Origin of the sequence: Capnocytophaga sp. oral taxon 864, from assembly GCF_002998835.1 — a bacterium.
Lineage (GTDB): Bacteria > Bacteroidota > Bacteroidia > Flavobacteriales > Flavobacteriaceae > Capnocytophaga > Capnocytophaga ochracea.
The window spans coordinates 1,818,446-1,834,768 of sequence record NZ_CP027232.1; the positions used below are offsets into that span (position 1 = coordinate 1,818,446).

The 16,323-nt window shown below is 41.0% G+C and carries 17 protein-coding genes; 9 read left to right on the forward strand and 8 right to left on the reverse strand.

The window, feature by feature from the left end; all coding sequences use genetic code 11:
* The first annotated feature begins 47 nt into the window (after nucleotides 1-47).
* The 5 genes from C3V44_RS08040 (at nucleotide 48) to C3V44_RS08060 (ending at nucleotide 4,126) form a co-directional block, all read left to right on the forward strand.
* Entirely contained in the window at nucleotides 48-287 is a 240-nt protein-coding gene (locus C3V44_RS08040; protein ID WP_048747836.1) for a hypothetical protein, read from the forward strand.
* Nucleotides 277-654 (forward strand): hypothetical protein, encoded by a 378-nt coding sequence (locus tag C3V44_RS08045; RefSeq protein ID WP_048747837.1) that lies wholly within the window; start codon nucleotides 277-279, stop codon nucleotides 652-654. Before C3V44_RS08040 ends, C3V44_RS08045 begins: the two co-directional genes overlap by 11 nt.
* A 130-nt stretch (nucleotides 655-784) precedes the next feature.
* Nucleotides 785-1,801 (forward strand): UDP-glucose 4-epimerase GalE, encoded by a 1,017-nt coding sequence (gene galE / locus C3V44_RS08050; protein WP_106096120.1) that lies wholly within the window; start codon nucleotides 785-787, stop codon nucleotides 1,799-1,801.
* Nucleotides 1,802-2,314: 513 nt separating this feature from the next.
* Complete coding sequence (locus tag C3V44_RS08055; RefSeq protein WP_106096121.1) at nucleotides 2,315-3,061, forward strand: MgtC/SapB family protein; 747 nt, start codon at nucleotides 2,315-2,317, stop codon at nucleotides 3,059-3,061.
* Nucleotides 3,062-3,073: 12 nt separating this feature from the next.
* Nucleotides 3,074-4,126, forward strand: coding sequence for an FAD-binding oxidoreductase (locus C3V44_RS08060; RefSeq protein ID WP_106096122.1), 1,053 nt, complete (start codon nucleotides 3,074-3,076; stop codon nucleotides 4,124-4,126).
* Nucleotides 4,127-4,186: 60 nt separating this feature from the next.
* On the opposite strand, the gene purD is transcribed toward C3V44_RS08060, so the two are convergent.
* The 8 genes from purD to C3V44_RS08100 form a co-directional block, all read right to left on the reverse strand.
* Entirely contained in the window at nucleotides 4,187-5,458 is a 1,272-nt protein-coding gene (purD, locus tag C3V44_RS08065; protein ID WP_009411435.1) for a phosphoribosylamine--glycine ligase, read from the reverse strand.
* A 55-nt stretch (nucleotides 5,459-5,513) separates the two neighbouring features.
* The gene (gene nadE, locus C3V44_RS08070) at nucleotides 5,514-6,284 is read right to left on the reverse strand and encodes an NAD(+) synthase (RefSeq protein ID WP_009411436.1); all 771 of its coding nucleotides are present in this window, start codon (nucleotides 6,282-6,284) and stop codon (nucleotides 5,514-5,516) included.
* A 75-nt stretch (nucleotides 6,285-6,359) separates the two neighbouring features.
* Complete coding sequence (gene radC, locus C3V44_RS08075; protein ID WP_106096123.1) at nucleotides 6,360-7,037, reverse strand: DNA repair protein RadC; 678 nt, start codon at nucleotides 7,035-7,037, stop codon at nucleotides 6,360-6,362.
* Nucleotides 7,038-7,063: 26 nt separating this feature from the next.
* A complete protein-coding gene (locus C3V44_RS08080; RefSeq protein ID WP_016478340.1) occupies nucleotides 7,064-7,834 on the reverse strand; it encodes a hypothetical protein in 771 nt (256 codons plus the stop codon).
* Nucleotides 7,835-7,973: 139 nt separating this feature from the next.
* Nucleotides 7,974-8,954: a bile acid:sodium symporter family protein gene (locus C3V44_RS08085; RefSeq protein WP_106096124.1), complete on the reverse strand. Its 981-nt coding sequence runs from the start codon at nucleotides 8,952-8,954 to the stop codon at nucleotides 7,974-7,976.
* A 274-nt stretch (nucleotides 8,955-9,228) separates the two neighbouring features.
* Nucleotides 9,229-10,386 (reverse strand): dicarboxylate/amino acid:cation symporter, encoded by a 1,158-nt coding sequence (locus C3V44_RS08090; RefSeq protein WP_106096125.1) that lies wholly within the window; start codon nucleotides 10,384-10,386, stop codon nucleotides 9,229-9,231.
* A 76-nt stretch (nucleotides 10,387-10,462) separates the two neighbouring features.
* The gene (locus tag C3V44_RS08095) at nucleotides 10,463-11,200 is read right to left on the reverse strand and encodes a Fic family protein (protein ID WP_002674461.1); all 738 of its coding nucleotides are present in this window, start codon (nucleotides 11,198-11,200) and stop codon (nucleotides 10,463-10,465) included.
* A 292-nt stretch (nucleotides 11,201-11,492) separates the two neighbouring features.
* Nucleotides 11,493-11,858, reverse strand: a complete 366-nt coding sequence (locus tag C3V44_RS08100) for a hypothetical protein (RefSeq protein WP_016478335.1) — start codon at nucleotides 11,856-11,858, stop codon at nucleotides 11,493-11,495.
* Between the two features lie 339 nt (nucleotides 11,859-12,197).
* On the opposite strand from C3V44_RS08100, the gene atpD reads away from it, so the two are divergent.
* From atpD to C3V44_RS08120, 4 genes are all read left to right on the forward strand, one after another.
* Nucleotides 12,198-13,712: a F0F1 ATP synthase subunit beta gene (gene atpD, locus C3V44_RS08105; protein WP_002674457.1), complete on the forward strand. Its 1,515-nt coding sequence runs from the start codon at nucleotides 12,198-12,200 to the stop codon at nucleotides 13,710-13,712.
* Between the two features lie 202 nt (nucleotides 13,713-13,914).
* On the forward strand, nucleotides 13,915-14,151 hold the full coding sequence (gene atpC, locus C3V44_RS08110) for an ATP synthase F1 subunit epsilon (protein ID WP_002675806.1): 237 nt from the start codon (nucleotides 13,915-13,917) through the stop codon (nucleotides 14,149-14,151).
* Nucleotides 14,152-14,481: 330 nt separating this feature from the next.
* Entirely contained in the window at nucleotides 14,482-15,294 is an 813-nt protein-coding gene (locus C3V44_RS08115) for a DUF2262 domain-containing protein (protein ID WP_106096126.1), read from the forward strand.
* A gap of 1 nt (nucleotide 15,295) precedes the next feature.
* On the forward strand, nucleotides 15,296-16,306 hold the full coding sequence (locus C3V44_RS08120) for a virulence RhuM family protein (RefSeq protein WP_106096127.1): 1,011 nt from the start codon (nucleotides 15,296-15,298) through the stop codon (nucleotides 16,304-16,306).
* Nucleotides 16,307-16,323: the final 17 nt, after the last annotated feature.

Sequence of the window (16,323 nt, forward strand, 5' to 3'; positions counted from 1 at the left end):
TAATCATTTCTTTTTTTGTACCTTTGTGGCGATAAAATAAAAACAATATGACTTACACAATCACCATAGACAATAGTCCGCAAGCTCTATCATTTATAGAATTCGTTAAGAATCTTGATTTTGTGTCTATTACTAAAACTAAAGAAAATAGTGCAAAATCAAATGTTGTACTTAATGAACAAAAAGAACTCAAAAAACGTTTTTTTAAAGCGTTAAAAGAGGCTGAAGACATACGTACTGGCAAAAAAGAAGCTATTGATTTAGACGAATTGCTCAATGAACTATAAATTTAAAGCAACTCCCAATTTTGCTAAAGAATTAAAAACTTTAGCTAAAAAGTACAAGAGCCTCAAACAAGATATTGAGGGACTTAAAAAAGAATATGAAGAAAATCCACTTTTAGGGAATAGTTTAGGAGGTGGATATAGGAAGATACGCCTTAAAATATCATCTAAAAAACAAGGAAAAAGAGGAGGAGCAAGAGTGATTACTCACGAAGTTATTCTCAATATAGCAACAGATGAAGAAACTACATCTGTCCTTTTTATTTCTATTTATGATAAATCAGATTTTTCAACTATTGATATTACCCCTTTTAAAGATTTTGTAAAAGAATATCGAGAACAAGAACAGAAGAACCTTAAAAACAAATAAACGATGAAAATGTACGCCTTAGATGAAATAAAAGACAAGAAAGGTACTAAAGAACGTGATAAGATTGAGAAAAAAGTGCGCTAAGTAATAAAGAAATACAACTAAAAGAAATTAATAAACAAATGAAAAAATAGTAGTAACTGGCGGGTTGGGCTTTATTGGCTCTCATACCGTTGTAGAATTACAAAATGCAGGCTTTGATGTGGTTATCATTGATAACCTTTCCAACGCCCAAGAAAATGTAAAAGACCACATTGCTAAAATTACAGGTAAAATGCCCGTATTCGAGAAATTCGACCTGCGTGATAAAGCTGATGTACAAGACTTCTTCAAGCGTCATCGCGATGTGCAAGGGGTGATTCACTTTGCTGCCTCTAAAGCGGTAGGTGAGAGCGTGGAGAAACCACTTTTGTATTACGAAAATAACCTTACCAGCCTTGTATACCTCTTGCAAGAACTGAGCAAGTTGCCCAAAGCACACTTCATTTTCAGTTCGTCTTGCACCGTGTACGGTCAAGCAGATGAGTTGCCTATTACTGAGAATGCTCCTGTGAAGAAAGCCGAATCGCCTTATGGTAATACCAAACAAATCAGTGAGGAGATTATCAGCGATACTTGCAAGGTTACTCCTTCGCTCAACGCGATTGCCTTGCGCTACTTTAATCCTATTGGGGCACACCCTTCGGCTGAAATAGGCGAACTGCCCTTAGGCGTACCTCAAAACTTAGTGCCTTATATCACCCAAACGGCTATAGGTTTGCGCGAGAAACTCTCGGTTTTCGGTGGCGACTACCCTACCCCTGATGGCACTTGCATTCGCGATTATATTCACGTAGTGGATTTGGCGAAAGCTCACGTGATTGCACTTCAACGCCTATTAGAAAGCAAGAATACTGAAAACTATGAGGTCTTCAATATAGGAACTGGTAAAGGTAGTACTGTTTTGGAAGTTATCCAAAGCTTTGAACGGGTATCGGGCAAGAAATTGAACTACCAAATTGTAGGTAGACGTGCTGGTGATATCACTGCTGCTTATGCTAACACTGATAAGGCTAACAACGTACTCGGTTGGAAAGCCCAAAGCTCTTTGGACGATGCGATGCACTCGGCTTGGCAATGGGAACAGAAGGTACGAGGCAGGTCGTAGCACGACAGGCAGTAATGGAGTTCTCGGACGGTTCGGACTTGTCGGACGGAAGTAAGACGAGATAGAAGGCTTTATTGGGAAGAGTTAAGGAGATAGAAAGATATCGGAGAGATTCGGAAGAGGTGATTCAGGGAAAAAGTAAAAAATGAGCTATAAGATGGGTGGGGTTAGCTTATAGAGAGCTTATAGGAAGCTTATACGAATCTTGGACGATTGGTATAGGAAGGGTGTATAAGTAGTTGATTCATACTGTGATACGACAAGGGTAAAAATATTAAAAACGGGGTTTCGAGGCGAAAGAAAGAGGAATAGGCACTAGGCCTTAGGCCATAGGCACTAGGGGATAACATCTCCCTATTCACTTACTTGGCTATCGCGGACAACCTTTTAAAAGGGGAATGTGGTGAAGGGGCAAAGATGAAAAAGTTAATAACAATTTTTGGATTAAGAAAGGGAAGGGACTGACTGAGGAAACTCAGATAGTCCCTTTACCGCTCATTATATGATTAGATTATGAACGAGCTTTTAAACGATTTTTCTAATACACACTTCATAGGAGAACTCTCCCTTGGGGTGGTGTGCTTCCGCTTGCTTTTAGCAATAGTCTTTGGCGGATTAGTAGGCTTCGAACGAGAACGCAAGCACAAGCCCGCTGGCTTTCGCACGTATATACTCGTGTGCTTTGGCTCTGCGGTAGTTTCGATGATTCAAGACCAATTACGCATTAGTCTTATTGACTTTAACGCACATTTTCCTGAACTGGCAGCTCTTTTCAAAAGCGATTTAGGGCGTTTGGGTGCTCAGGTGATTAGCGGGATAGGCTTTTTGGGAGCTGGTAGCATTATTAAAGAACGCGGAGAAAGTATTGCGGGAATGACTACCGCAGCGGGTATCTGGGCTACGGGTTGCGTAGGTTTGGGTATTGGCTGGGGTTTTTACAATATCGCTGTGGTGGCTATCGTTTTTATGCTTATCATTATGATATTTCTCAAAAGAGTGGAATCACAGCTCATTAAGAGAAATTTTGTAGGAGTTTTTCAGGTTACTTATGAGGAAGAAGAACTAAATGTGGCTGAAACTATAGAAATCTGCTCGGCTATCTTCCGACGCAAGTCAATGAGCATAACAAAAGTAGAAAAGGACATCGAAAATCACACGCTTACCTTTACGATTGCTACCGCTGATGTTTTGAGTATAGGCAGTGTGGTGAGTTTGCTTTCGGCTAAAGAAGGGATTGCAGCAGTTTCGCAAATACAGTAAGAACGCATCGGTATGTACGATTTTATTATTATAGGCGGAGGCTTAGCAGGTGTTACTTTTGCTAACTTTTTGGAAAAACACGGCAAGAGCTTTTGTTTGATAGCCGACCGCTCGCAAGTAGCTAGTTTGATTGCGGGAGGAGTGTATAATCCGGTAGTTTTAAAGCGATTTACTCCCATATGGCGAGCCGAAGAAGTAATGAGTATGATTGAGCGGTTTTATACCGAAATAGAGGCTAAAACGGGTGTTTCTTTTCATATATCAATGCCTGTGCTCCGAAAGTTTGCTTCGGTAGAAGAACAAAACAACTGGTTCACTGCTGCTGACCAACCTTTGCTTTCGGGTTACCTCAGCACTGCATTAGTGCCCGAAACCAATCCCGCAGTACCAGCTCCTTTTCTTTTTGGAGAAGTAATGCGTACAGGTAGAGTGGAAGTGAAGAAGTACTTATCGGAATGCCTTAGGCATTGGCAGGAAGAAGGAGTTTATCACGCTAAGACTTTCGATTATGAAGCACTTGAGATTTGCGATACACACGTGGTATATCGGGGAGTGGAAGCTCGCAACATCGTGTTTTGTGAGGGCTGTGGTATTAGTAAAAATCCTTATTTCAGTTCTTTGCCAATGCGCCCTTGTAAAGGTGAGACTCTTACCTTTTACGCTCCCGATTTACAGTTGCACACTATCCTAAAAAGTGATGGTAGTATCATTCCGTTAGGCGGAAATACTTACATTATGGGAGCAACTTATGATCCCGAAGACCTTACAGATACCATTACAGAAGGGGCTCGCAAAGAACTATTAGAGAAACTGCGCAAGATGGTGCGTTGTTCTTTTGAAATTATCTCACACCAAGCGGCTTTACGCCCCACGGTAGCTGATAGAAGACCCTTAATAGGAAGCCACCCGTTGTATCCTCATCTTTGGGTGCTGAACGGCTTAGGGACAAGGGGAGTGCTCAATGCACCCTTCTGTGCTAAGATACTTTATGAAGCGGTATACGAAGAGAAAGAGATTCCTAAAGAGATGAACATAGCGCGTTTCGCTAAACGACTTAGAAGATAAAAAATAGGGAAGAGTTGCAGAACACAACTCTTCTCTATTTTTTCTTAATACTTAACTCATTTAAAGATCTTTCCCAATGTCTTTTCGCCAGTAAGCACCTTCAAAATGTATCTTACTGATATTGTTGTAGGAGCGTTGTAGGGCTTCTTTAAAATCATCGCCAAGCGAAGTAATGGCGAGTACGCGACCACCAGCGGTGAGGAGTTTGCCGTCCTTCAAAGCAGTGCCTGCGTGATATACAGTGCTACCAACAGCTTTTTCAGTGCCTGTAATCTCTTTTCCTTTCTCATAATCCTCAGGATATCCACCCGATACCATTACCACCGTAGTAGCGCTTTGTGGGGTTACTTTCAGTTCTTGTGAAGCCAAAGTGCCGTTGTAAAGTGATTGGAAAAGCGGAATGAGGTCGCTTTCTATACGTGGCAATACAGCTTCGGTTTCGGGGTCTCCCATACGCACATTGTATTCTATCACGTAAGGCTCGCCGTCTACTTTTATGAGTCCGATAAACACAAAACCTTTATATACGATACCTTCCTTGTGCAATCCTGCAATAGTAGGCTTTACGATGCGCTCTTCAATCTTCTGCATAAAGGCTACATCGGCGAAAGGCACGGGCGAAACAGCCCCCATACCGCCAGTGTTGAGCCCTGTATCACCTTCGCCTATACGCTTATAGTCTTTGGCGGTAGGCAATATCTTATAGTCTACCCCATCGGTGAGGACAAAGCAACTGAGCTCAATGCCTTTTAGGAATTCTTCAATCACCACCTTAGTACTTGCTTTCCCAAATTTTTCGTTGATGAGCATACGGCGCAATTCGGCTTGGGCTTCTGTTAAGTTATCTAAGATAACAACTCCTTTACCGGCAGCCAAACCATCGGCTTTCAGTACATAAGGGGCTTTCATCGTGCTGAGGAAAGCACAACCTTCTTCCACTGTATCCTTAGTAAAGCTCGCATATTTAGCTGTGGGAATATGGTGACGTACCATAAACTCTTTGGCAAACTCCTTACTACCTTCAAGAGTAGCGCCTTGCTGTGAGGGACCTATCACTTGCACGTGGGCAAGGGCAGGGTCGGCAGTAAAGAAATCGTACACTCCTTGCACTAAGGGGTCTTCGGGACCTACCACTACCATTGCAATCTGTTTTTCGAGTACAAAGGCTTTCAGCGCTGGGAAGTCGGTGGGGCTGATAGCCACATTGGTAGCTACGGTGTGGGTACCCCCATTACCAGGGGCAATATACAAGGCGTCGCATAGCGGACTTTGGTATAGTTTTACGGCAAAGGCGTGTTCGCGACCGCCAGAGCCTAAGATAAGTATATTCATTTTTTAATTTGGTGCGAGCCACATAGGCATATAATCTATCAATTTGCTAATTTTCTCATTTGCTAATCTTACAATACGGTATCGGTTGGATTTTGTGTTGGTTAGCACGGTTGAGGCGGGTATATATCTCGAATACTTCACGCTCTCTTCCCCTAAATTCCTCAGCTTTTTTGCCTTGCTCGGTTTGTAGCATTGCCCATTCAAGCTCATCGTAAGTAGCTTTCAGTTGGTCTTCATCGCTACGGTCGTCGCCAAAAAGCCCGTCGGAAGGTTTTGCTTTGAGAATGCTTTTTGGGATATGCAGATACTCACCAAGTTTGTACACTTCACTCTTCATCAGGTCGGCTATGGGGCTTATATCTACCCCACCGTCGCCGTATTTGGTAAAGAACCCTACCCCGAAATCTTCAATCTTATTGCCCGTGCCTACTACTATATAGCTTTCGAGTCCTGCAAAATAGTAAAGCGCCGTCATTCTTAGGCGTGCACGAGTGTTGGCAAGTGCCATTTCGTAAGTAGATTTATCAGTAGGGGGTATTTGTGTCACAAATTGGTCGAATACAGGAGTGAGGTCTACCTTCAGATTGTTCACATTAGGATAATGTGCTTTGAGAAACTCTATATGCTCCTCAGCGCGGCTCACGTGGCTTTCAGCTTGATGAATAGGCATTTCGAGGCAGAGAGTAGGTAAGCCTGTACGCGCACAAAGGGTAGAGACGACTGCCGAGTCTACTCCGCCCGATACGCCTATCACTAACCCTTTTACACGAGCATTCTCGGCGTAGGTCTTCATCCAATTAATTATTTGAGAAGCTATATTTTCCATTATATTGAAGTGTTTAACTCTTATGGCGACAAAAATACTACATAATTACCAAATCAGCAAATTTATCATTCACCATTAGAAAAGCCTTTCGTCCAAAAGACTCAAATACTCTTTCTCGGTAACGATTACGTGGTCTAAGAGTTTGATGTCTAACATATCACCTGCTGTTTTTACTCTCTGGGTGAGTTCGATATCTTCCTTGCTGGGGGTGGTGTTACCCGAAGGGTGGTTGTGCACTAATATCAACGCAATAGCTCCTTGCTCCAACGCTGTTTTGAAGAGCAGTCGCACGTCTACGGTAGTCTGGGTAATCCCTCCTGAAAAAAGTCGTGCTTTGTGTATCATACGATTGGTGCTATTGAGGTAGAGTACCCAAAATTCCTCGTGGGACAACTCGCCTATGAGAGGTTGCATTAGGGTAAAAACGTTATGAGCTACCTCTATTTTGGGCTGTGGTTCGGGGGTTTCAGCAGCGCGTCGTCTGCCCATTTCGGTAGCAGCGAGAATGGTAATCGCTTTTGCCTGCCCAATACCTTTGAAGGCTTGTAGTTGTTGCAAACTCTGTTTGCCCAAAGCCGTCAAGCTATTATTCACCGAAGCCAAAATGCGCCTACTCAGCTCCACAGCACTCTCATCCGCCGACCCCGAGCCTAATAGTATCGCCAAAAGCTCGGCATTACTAAGGGCTGTTTTCCCTTGAGCCATCATCTTCTCACGAGGCTTATCGGTATCTTCCCAGTTTTTGATAGTCATAATTTAGTTAGGGGGTTAAGGTTGTTTTAATAATACTCTATGATTCTCTTTTTTGTAGTTGTGAGTTTGCCATCTTCGTATTCTTTGACTACAATAGCACTGCCTTGGGTATCGTATTCATACTGGTAAGTGGTAGTAACAATAAGACCAGTAAAATATTTCTGCTCACGCTTTTCTAAATAGCCCTTGCTGTTGTAAGTATATGTAGAAGTTAAAAAAAGCTCATCTTTACTACCTGAGTAAAAGGCTCCTTTAATGACTTGTCCTTTTTTGTTATAGGTTAGTACATTTTTCTGTTTATTTCCGTCCTTGTGTTCAATATTTATTTCAGTCTTTAGATTGGTATGGTCATAAGTGTAGTTCATTACAATCTTTTCGTCATCTTTTTTAAAAACATCTGTTCGGGTAAGCTCTAAGCCTTCTGGGTTTAGCTTACTTATGCTTTGGTATAGGATATCTCCATCGCTGTTGTAAGCGGTTGTTTTCACTTCGTCAGCAGAGCGAGTAACATATATATTTCTGGGCGTCTGTTCAGCCTCGTTATCATCAGGAGGGGTTAAGTGAACCGCTTCAGTATAATAGCCTTTTTCATCAAAAGTATACAATACTGAATCAGAGGCTTTGGTTTTCTCTTCAAAATAAACTCTATCAACATTGCCGTAGTAATAGGTTAGTTCGAGCATTTGTTTTACTTTGCCGTGCAATTGGTTTTCTTCTAAATCTGTAGAAGGTTTAATGTGTGTTTTACAGCCTACAAAGGCTATTAAAATCATTGAGATAATTACTGTTCTTCTCATAAGGGTTAGTTTTTAGTTATTAGAGAGTATTGGATAAACTTCGGGTATATTGTTCATTTCTTGATATTTCTTGTTGTTACTCACATACCCAGCTGCACCAACTCCCTCGCTTTACCTGAGACCTGAAACCTGTTACTTGTTACCTATTACCTGATAACTTATTCGCCAGCCAGCTCACATAAAACAGCTGAAAGCTGTGATAAAGCATTATCGGCAAGAGGAACATCACTTTGTTATCGTCGGGAATACCCAATACCATCATAAATAAACTCCCGTGTACTAACGATTTCTTCGAGCCACAAAAAGTAGTAGTAATTGTATCTTCGCGGTTAAAGTGCAAACGGTGCGACGCCCATTGCAAGAGATAGTATACAATGAAAAACATACCCACCACTGCTACTGCGATAATCGCAAAAGTAATCGGTGGGACACTGCCAAATATACGGTTTACAAAAGCGGTCGAAAAGCTCTCGTAGACAATCAGCAGGATAATAAGCCTATCAAACTTGCCTATCAGTTTGCCGTAACGCTCTATAAATTTCTTGCACAGCCGATTAAGCAAGAGCCCTAATACTATCGGCAACAGTACTTTTAATAATAATTGCTGTATAATTGCTACTTGGTCTACTGCCCCACCACTATTGCTTTCCATAAAAGGGTGCATTAGCATAGGGGTAGCAAAGATTCCTATGAGCCCCGAGATAGAAGCGTTAAAAATCGCTGAGGGCACGTTCCCTTTTGCGATAGACACCATCACTACCGATGACGATACGGTAGACGGCAAGCAAGCCAAAAAGTATATCGAAAGCCACAACACGTAGAATTCTGTGCCCTGTGCTATCTTGTAAAAAGGCATTACCAAGAGCGGAAATAGCACAAAGGTAGCCATTTGTACCAGCAAGTGTAGCTTCCAGTTCTTAACGTCGTTCAGCACTTCTCGCAAGTTCAGTTTGAGTCCGTAGAGCAGGAAGATAATCACAATCCCCCAATCGATAAAGGTTCCTAAATTAAAGTAAGCGTTATAGCTTTCACGATAAGGAATAAGGTAGCCCATAAGTACCATTAGTACCAAGAGCCACAAAAACGCGTTTTTAACAAAAAATTTATGTAAGTTTGTCATTTGCTTTCGTTTTAACTATTGTTTTAGTTCCCGTAAAAAACTGATATTTAAATATTTATACACCCTTTCTATACCCATTTTCCAAGATTCGTATAAGCTTCCTATAAGCTTTCTATAAGCTAAGACCACTCTTCCTGTACCCTTCTAAGTGTTCTGAACCTTTTCGTTTCTTTTCGTCTCAATCTACCAATCTGTTAATTTCCTAATTCTCTAATTTTCTCATTTGCTAATTTCCTAGTTTTCTCATTCTCTCATTTTCTAATTTTCTCATTTGTTAATTTTTCCCGCATTTATCAACTATCAAAGCTACAGCACCGTCACCCGTTACATTACAAGCCGTGCCAAAACTATCCATCGCTATATAAAGTGCAATCATTAGTCCCTGTTGCGCCTCATTAAAACCAAGAATACTGTTCAGCACCCCCAAAGCAGCCATAATAGCCCCTCCCGGTACCCCAGGAGCAGCAATCATCACCACCCCCAGCATCATTATAAAACCAGCAAACAGCGAAAAGTCATAAGGCATTCCTTGAAGCATCATCAGGGCAAGCGCACAAGCGGTAATCTTCATCGTACTGCCCGAAAGGTGAATCGTAGCACAAAGCGGAATCACAAATCCCGCTATCCGTTGCGAAATGCCTAATTTCAGTGCCTGCCTCAACGTTACAGGAATGGTAGCAGCCGACGATTGTGTACCCAAAGCCGTCGCATAAGCCGGTAGCATCGTAGCCAGTGCCTTAAAAGGATTCTTCCCTGCAATACTTCCCGCAATCAGGTATTGGATAATGAGCAAAGCAATGTGCATCAAAAAAAGAACCAAAATCAGTTTAAAGAATACCTTCATTATTGCCATTACCTGTCCGTTAAAGGTAATTTCAGCAAAAATACACATAATATAAATAGGCAATATCGGTATAATAGCCCTAACGATAAGCCATTTCACAATATCGCCAAACTCTTTAATCACCTCTGTAAGTTTCGATTCTTCTCTAAACGACAACCCAATCCCGATGATAAAAGAAAACAGCAAAGCACTCATCACATCAGCCAAAGGAGGCATCTCAATGGTAAAATAAGGAGGTAAACTCTTTCCTTTATCTACAATGGCACCCAATTGTTCTCCCTGCAATAGCGAAGGAAAAAGAGATTCGCCCACCAAGTAAGTAGAAAAACCCGAGAAAAGCGTAAAAGCATACGCAATTCCTATGGTAATAAGCAGTAATCTACCTGCATTTTTACCCAAATCACTAATCGAAGGCATAATGAGCCCTATCAAAATCAGCGGTATTGCAAACTTTAAAAAGTTGCTAAACAACACCTGAAAAGTAATAAGAATGCGGTACAACCATTCAGGTGCATAATAGCCCAACGCTATCCCAAACAGGATACCACAAACCACCTTAAACAAAAGATTATTAAAAATATTTTTCATTTTCTAGATATTGAAATTATGCTTAAAATAAATCTACTACAACTACCTGCCAGTGTGGCTCACTCTGCTTGTCGTGCTACGACTTCTGCAGATACTCCCATTTCTTTTGTAGAAAATAATCGGCATATTCACTGTAATCACTCGTTTCATAAAAAGAAAGCAAAGCCTTACGGTACGTATTGATATCCTCTAAGCGAGTCGTGTGAATCGGTACGATATCATTATTCATTAGCACAATACTCTCAACCAAGCGCGAAGTGCGCTTATTGCCGTCAATAAAAGGTTGCAAGCGCGCAATATTGCAATGCAAAAACACCGCTTTCTCTAAAGGATTTTCTATTTCAGCCTGTTCCTCCATTATCTGGTCTAAGGCTTTTTCAATAAGGTGCTCCCCAGCAGGAGGTGTGTAATCCGTTCCAGTAATTCGCACAGCGCGTTTGCGGATAATACCCCTCTCGCGGTTATCTATCAAATCAGCAATCAAGCGAGAGTGTAGCTCAAAAAGCAATCGTTTGTTAATCACCTCAGTATTCCCTTTTTTGATATACTCTACTTCCGAAATAAAAGTGTTGTAAAGATTTTTGAGCATTTTAGCCTCTTCATAGCGCCTGGGTGAAGTAATACCATCTTTTAAGAGCGTTTCCGTCTCCACAAAAGTATAAGTATTGCCTTCTATCTTCCCAGAGTAAAACGACCATATCACCGCCAAGTCTTGTATTTCCGAAGAATATAAGTCACTTAGGGGTGAAAAATGGTTATGCTCCAAAATACGAGCTGCCAACGCTTGCTGTTCTGTTGTAAAGATGTGTTTCATTAAACTTTTAGGTTTTACGTGGCAAATGTACGATATTTTGCCTTCTTTCAGCAAAAGAACTCGTGAAATTCACTAAAAAGAAGAAAGTATAAAACCTATATATATTGATAATCAATATTATAAATAAGCACAATTAAATATTTTTCTAAAAAGAATTGCGAATATTTTTTTACAGAAAAATATAAAGATAACTTATCAATTTACCAATTTTGAAGACTATGTAATGATTTGAAAAAAAATCTAAAAATATTAAAGAATAATTGAAAAGAATAAAAGATGTAGCTTGTCGCACTTAACGAAATAAACAATTTAAAGCTTCTATCTGCTCTTCAAAAACCTCTTTGCTCAGTAATTTTTGTTTGTACAAATATCCTAAAAAACTAATTCCTTGGTTCAAAATCTTTACCGCCTGTAAAGACTCTCCCATATGCTGATACATACAAGCCAAATTCTCACACGAAAAAGTGTATATTTCTACAAACGGAATCTTTAGCTTTTCACATCTATCAGCGTGAGTTGCTAATACTTCTGCCCTATAAAAAGCCTCTCGACTATGCGAAAGCGCTTCCATATACGCCTCTTGCATAAATTCTTCTGTTGAAAGATCCATAAGCTCCTGCCAGTAACTCTCGATATGACACATACAGTAATCACTCATAATATTTTAATTTTAAAAGATATAACCATTGAAAGCGCAAAGGTAAAAATATTTTTTAGATAAGCCTAAAAATATATGATTAATTTTTTATTAGAGTGTTTGCAAACACTCTAATAAAAATATTATTTGTTAGTTAATAATTGACAATCAGCAAATTTTAAAATAAGAAACAAAAAAAATCTTCACTTTTATTTGCCTTTTTTAAAAAAGTCCCTACATTTGCACAATATTTAGGTTTCTGCTCATAGGTCTCATATTTCAGACCTCAGCTTCTAAAACCATAACACCTACAGCCTATGGCTTAATGCCTGTGGTCTAAACAACTAAAAATAAAAAAGAATGTTACAAAAAGGAAAAGTAGCACAAGTAATTGGACCTGTGGTCGATGTAGAGTTCGCTTCTGATAATGAACTCCCACGCATTTATGATTCCTTAGAAATCACAAGACCCGACGGTACCAAACTCATATTAGAAGTACAATCGCATATAGGCGAAGACGTGGTGCGCGCCATTTCTATGGACTCCACCGAAGGACTTAGCCGCGACACCGAAGTGATTGCCACAGGCAGTCCTATCAAAATGCCCGTAGGGCACGATATCTACGGTCGCCTCTTCAACGTAATTGGCGACGGGGTCGACGGACTTGGCAACCTGCCCAAAGACGGCGACAACGGCTTGCCTATCCACCGCGAAGCTCCCAAGTTCGAAGAACTCTCCACCACTACCGAAGTACTCTTCACCGGTATCAAAGTCATCGACCTTATCGAACCTTATGCCAAAGGAGGTAAAATCGGTCTGTTTGGCGGTGCGGGTGTAGGTAAAACGGTGCTCATTCAAGAATTGATTAATAACATCGCCAAAGGACACGGCGGTCTATCAGTATTCGCTGGGGTAGGCGAACGTACCCGTGAAGGAAACGACCTGCTACGCGAGATGCTCGAATCGGGCATTATCAAATATGGCGAAGGCTTTATGGAATCAATGGAAAAAGGCGGTTGGGACTTGAGTAAAGTAGACCGCAAGGCACTTAAAGAATCAAAAGCTACCTTCGTATTTGGGCAAATGAACGAACCTCCTGGAGCACGTGCTCGTGTAGCCCTCTCAGGGCTCACCATTGCCGAGTACTTCCGCGATGGTGCTGGCGAAGGTCACGGTAAAGATGTGCTTTTCTTCGTCGATAATATCTTCCGTTTCACCCAAGCAGGTTCTGAGGTATCCGCCCTTTTAGGTCGTATGCCATCAGCGGTGGGTTACCAACCTACGTTGGCTACCGAAATGGGTGCGATGCAAGAGCGCATCACCTCTACCAAGCACGGTTCTATCACCTCAGTACAAGCGGTATATGTACCTGCCGACGACCTTACTGACCCTGCTCCGGCAACTACCTTTGCCCACCTCGATGCGACCACCGTATTATCGCGTAAAATCGCCGAGCTCGGTATCTACCCTGCGGTAGACCCTCTCGATTCTACTTCGCGTATCCTTACCCCCGAAATTTTGGGTAAAGAGCACTACGAGTGTGCACAACGCGTGAAAGAGCTCTTACAACGTTACAAACAATTGCAAGACATTATCGCTATCCTCGGTATGGAAGAGCTTTCAGAAGACGATAAAGTAGCCGTTGCTCGTGCACGTCGCGTACAGCGTTTCTTGTCACAACCTTTCCACGTAGCCGAGCAGTTTACCGGATTACCAGGAGCTTATGTAGATATCAAAGATACTATCAAAGGCTTTAATATGATTCTCGACGGCGAACTCGACCACCTTCCAGAAGCTGCCTTCAACCTTAAAGGCACCATCGAAGAAGTAATCGAAGCAGGTGAAAAAATGCTTGCCGAAGCACAAGCCTCTTAATAATTAATTATCACAGACCTCAAGTACGTCAATTTTACGTTGCTACATTCCCCCTTTGAAGGAAGTTCGCGAGAGCGGAGTATGTGATAGGGGGGATGTTAATTATAACATCACAACACTTTGCTAAAGTTTTAATGCTTATCGTGCTACTATCTTTGGCAAAGTTGAAAAATTAATAAAAAAGCCCGTATGGCTCGCACTTATGTTAGTAGAAATCTTTACTCCTGAAGCCCTTTTGTTTAAAGGTGAAGTAACCTCGGTGAAGGTGCCTGGGGCTAAAGGACCATTTGTAATATTAAATCACCACGCCCCTATCATCTCATTGCTTACGGAAGGCGAGGTAAAGCTCTTTGAGGGCAAAAAAGAACTGCAACATTTCACTATTACAGGAGGTACCTTGGAGTGCAACCAAAACAAAGTAGTGATTTTAGCAGACTAAAAGAAAGTTTTTTTTGTTTCATTGTAATTAAAAATTAAATGTAAATAACCGACTCTTGTAAATAAAGCAGTCGGTTATTTGTTTTTTGCTTTTCTGAAAAGAATGTTATATCTTTGCATTGTCAAATCAATAATCAAATACACTTACTAAAATAATAAAAGGTAAAAAAATGATTTCCTCTAATTTGCAACTTCATAATTGTTTTTCCGTCACATCTCCCCCTTTGGAGGGGGTAGGGGGGAGAGGTTTATAATCAGTAAATTATTAATTCACCCCTTGATTGGTTTGTAAATATAACATAACTTTCTTGTCTCTTAACTAAGTATCTTTATGAGCCCACAAACTGTACAGAAATTCTCTGATGAGTTCCTTCCCGAAGAAAAGGAACTTATCGTGCTCATTGAAAGTCCTACCAATGGAGCAACTTATTATAATGGAGCTTGGGTTCCTTCTAACAACCCTTTGGCATATATTGACGTAGAAACAGGTGAACTTTGCGAAGAGAATATCCGTTTGGAATGGTTAGTAACTGATGAAAGTAATTGGCAGTATTATTTCGCTCCGTTAGAAGCTTTCCGCATCAAAGTACGCCCTAAGAAACCTGAATTCTCACACCCTGAGCAACGCTGCTTTATGTTGGTAGCAGTCTTGGAAGAGAATGTAACCGAACCTCGTTTCGACCCTATTATTGAGGAATACAACACCGTAGTTACTTATGAAGATGAAGACTTTAGTTTAGAACTCAACCGAGAATACGATTGGTTTGAGGGTGAAATCCTCTACACCGATGAAGAAGTGCAGTTCACCGTAGAAACTACCGAACTAAGTGAGCTACAAGATATCTTAAAATCTTTCAAAAATGCTACTAAGGGCAAATTCGACAGATGGGTAGCAACCCTCAAAACCTTTGCCTCTGAAAAGCTTACTCCCTTAGCTAACAAATGGCAAAAAGAAGCAGATGCTACTGCCCCTGAGATTACTCCCGAGCGTTTTGCTCAGCGTATGAGTATCACAAGTATCATTCTTTTTGAGGAGGAACGTTTCTGTATCTATTTTGATGACGACGATATGTTCTGGGGGCACGCCATTGCCGTATACGGGAACCTCAACGGCGAGCTCGAAGAGGCTACTATCGAGGGGTAAAATGATTGACAAACAAATAAACCCTATGGACTCACAGTTTCTCATATACCAAAATCAAGAAGGAGATGTTAAGATAGATGTACGCTTCCAAGATGAAACAATATGGCTTTCACAAGCCGAAATGTCTGTTCTTTTTAGTAAAGATAAGCGAACTATAAGCGAACATATTTCCAACATCTTTAAAGAAGGAGAATTAGATGAAAATTCAGTTATCCGGAATTTCCGGACAACTGCTACTGATGGGAAAGAATATTGGGTAAAATATTACAATCTCGATGTGATCATCTCAGTAGGTTATCGAGTAAAATCACAACAAGGAACGCAATTTCGTATTTGGGCAACTCAGCAACTCAAAGAGTATTTAATCAAAGGCTTTGTGTTAAATGACGAGCGTTTTAAGCAAGGTACTGCGATGAACTACTTCGACCAGCTCCAAGAACGCCTCCGCGAAATACGAATCTCTGAACGGTTCTTCTACCAGAAGATTAAAGATATATACAAAACTAGTATAGACTACAACCCTCAAGATGAGCAAACCATAAAGTTCTTTAAAGTAGTGCAAAACAAACTCCTATGGGCGGTTAGCCAGCAAACAGCAGCCGAGATAGTCTATAATCGTGCCAATGCCTCTTTGCCCCTTCTGGGAATGCAATCCTACGACAAAACAGCTACTGCCACTATTAAAAAAAGTGAAGTAAGCATTGCTAAGAACTACCTCAATGAAGAGGAAATAAAGCTTTTGGGCTTGCTTGTAGAACAATATTTAGCTTTCGCCGAAACTATGGCACAACAGCAAACGCCTATGTATATGAAAGACTGGATAGCCCGCTTGGATATTATCCTGCAACTCAATGGCAGAGAGCTCTTACAACACGCTGGTAAGATTTCACACCAAATGGCTATAGAGAAATCTGCTCAAGAGTATGAAAAATACCAAACTAAGCAACGCCAAATAGAACGTGAAAACAGCCTTAAAGAATTAGAGGACGACCTGAAACAATTAACAAATTAATCGTTTTCTTCCTTAAT

What these genes read in the sequence shown, in the direction of transcription:
- C3V44_RS08040 (WP_048747836.1), top strand. Translation starts at nt 48, where the DNA reads ATGACTTACACAATCACCATAGACAATAGTCCGCAAGCTCTATCATTT.
- C3V44_RS08045 (WP_048747837.1), top strand. Translation starts at nt 277, where the DNA reads ATGAACTATAAATTTAAAGCAACTCCCAATTTTGCTAAAGAATTAAAA.
- C3V44_RS08055 (WP_106096121.1), top strand. Translation starts at nt 2,315, where the DNA reads ATGAACGAGCTTTTAAACGATTTTTCTAATACACACTTCATAGGAGAA.
- C3V44_RS08060 (WP_106096122.1), top strand. Translation starts at nt 3,074, where the DNA reads ATGTACGATTTTATTATTATAGGCGGAGGCTTAGCAGGTGTTACTTTT.
- purD (WP_009411435.1), bottom strand. Translation starts at nt 5,458, where the DNA reads ATGAATATACTTATCTTAGGCTCTGGCGGTCGCGAACACGCCTTTGCC.
- nadE (WP_009411436.1), bottom strand. Translation starts at nt 6,284, where the DNA reads ATGGAAAATATAGCTTCTCAAATAATTAATTGGATGAAGACCTACGCC.
- radC (WP_106096123.1), bottom strand. Translation starts at nt 7,037, where the DNA reads ATGACTATCAAAAACTGGGAAGATACCGATAAGCCTCGTGAGAAGATG.
- C3V44_RS08080 (WP_016478340.1), bottom strand. Translation starts at nt 7,834, where the DNA reads ATGAGAAGAACAGTAATTATCTCAATGATTTTAATAGCCTTTGTAGGC.
- C3V44_RS08085 (WP_106096124.1), bottom strand. Translation starts at nt 8,954, where the DNA reads ATGACAAACTTACATAAATTTTTTGTTAAAAACGCGTTTTTGTGGCTC.
- C3V44_RS08090 (WP_106096125.1), bottom strand. Translation starts at nt 10,386, where the DNA reads ATGAAAAATATTTTTAATAATCTTTTGTTTAAGGTGGTTTGTGGTATC.
- C3V44_RS08095 (WP_002674461.1), bottom strand. Translation starts at nt 11,200, where the DNA reads ATGAAACACATCTTTACAACAGAACAGCAAGCGTTGGCAGCTCGTATT.
- C3V44_RS08100 (WP_016478335.1), bottom strand. Translation starts at nt 11,858, where the DNA reads ATGAGTGATTACTGTATGTGTCATATCGAGAGTTACTGGCAGGAGCTT.
- atpD (WP_002674457.1), top strand. Translation starts at nt 12,198, where the DNA reads ATGTTACAAAAAGGAAAAGTAGCACAAGTAATTGGACCTGTGGTCGAT.
- atpC (WP_002675806.1), top strand. Translation starts at nt 13,915, where the DNA reads ATGTTAGTAGAAATCTTTACTCCTGAAGCCCTTTTGTTTAAAGGTGAA.
- C3V44_RS08115 (WP_106096126.1), top strand. Translation starts at nt 14,482, where the DNA reads ATGAGCCCACAAACTGTACAGAAATTCTCTGATGAGTTCCTTCCCGAA.
- C3V44_RS08120 (WP_106096127.1), top strand. Translation starts at nt 15,296, where the DNA reads ATGATTGACAAACAAATAAACCCTATGGACTCACAGTTTCTCATATAC.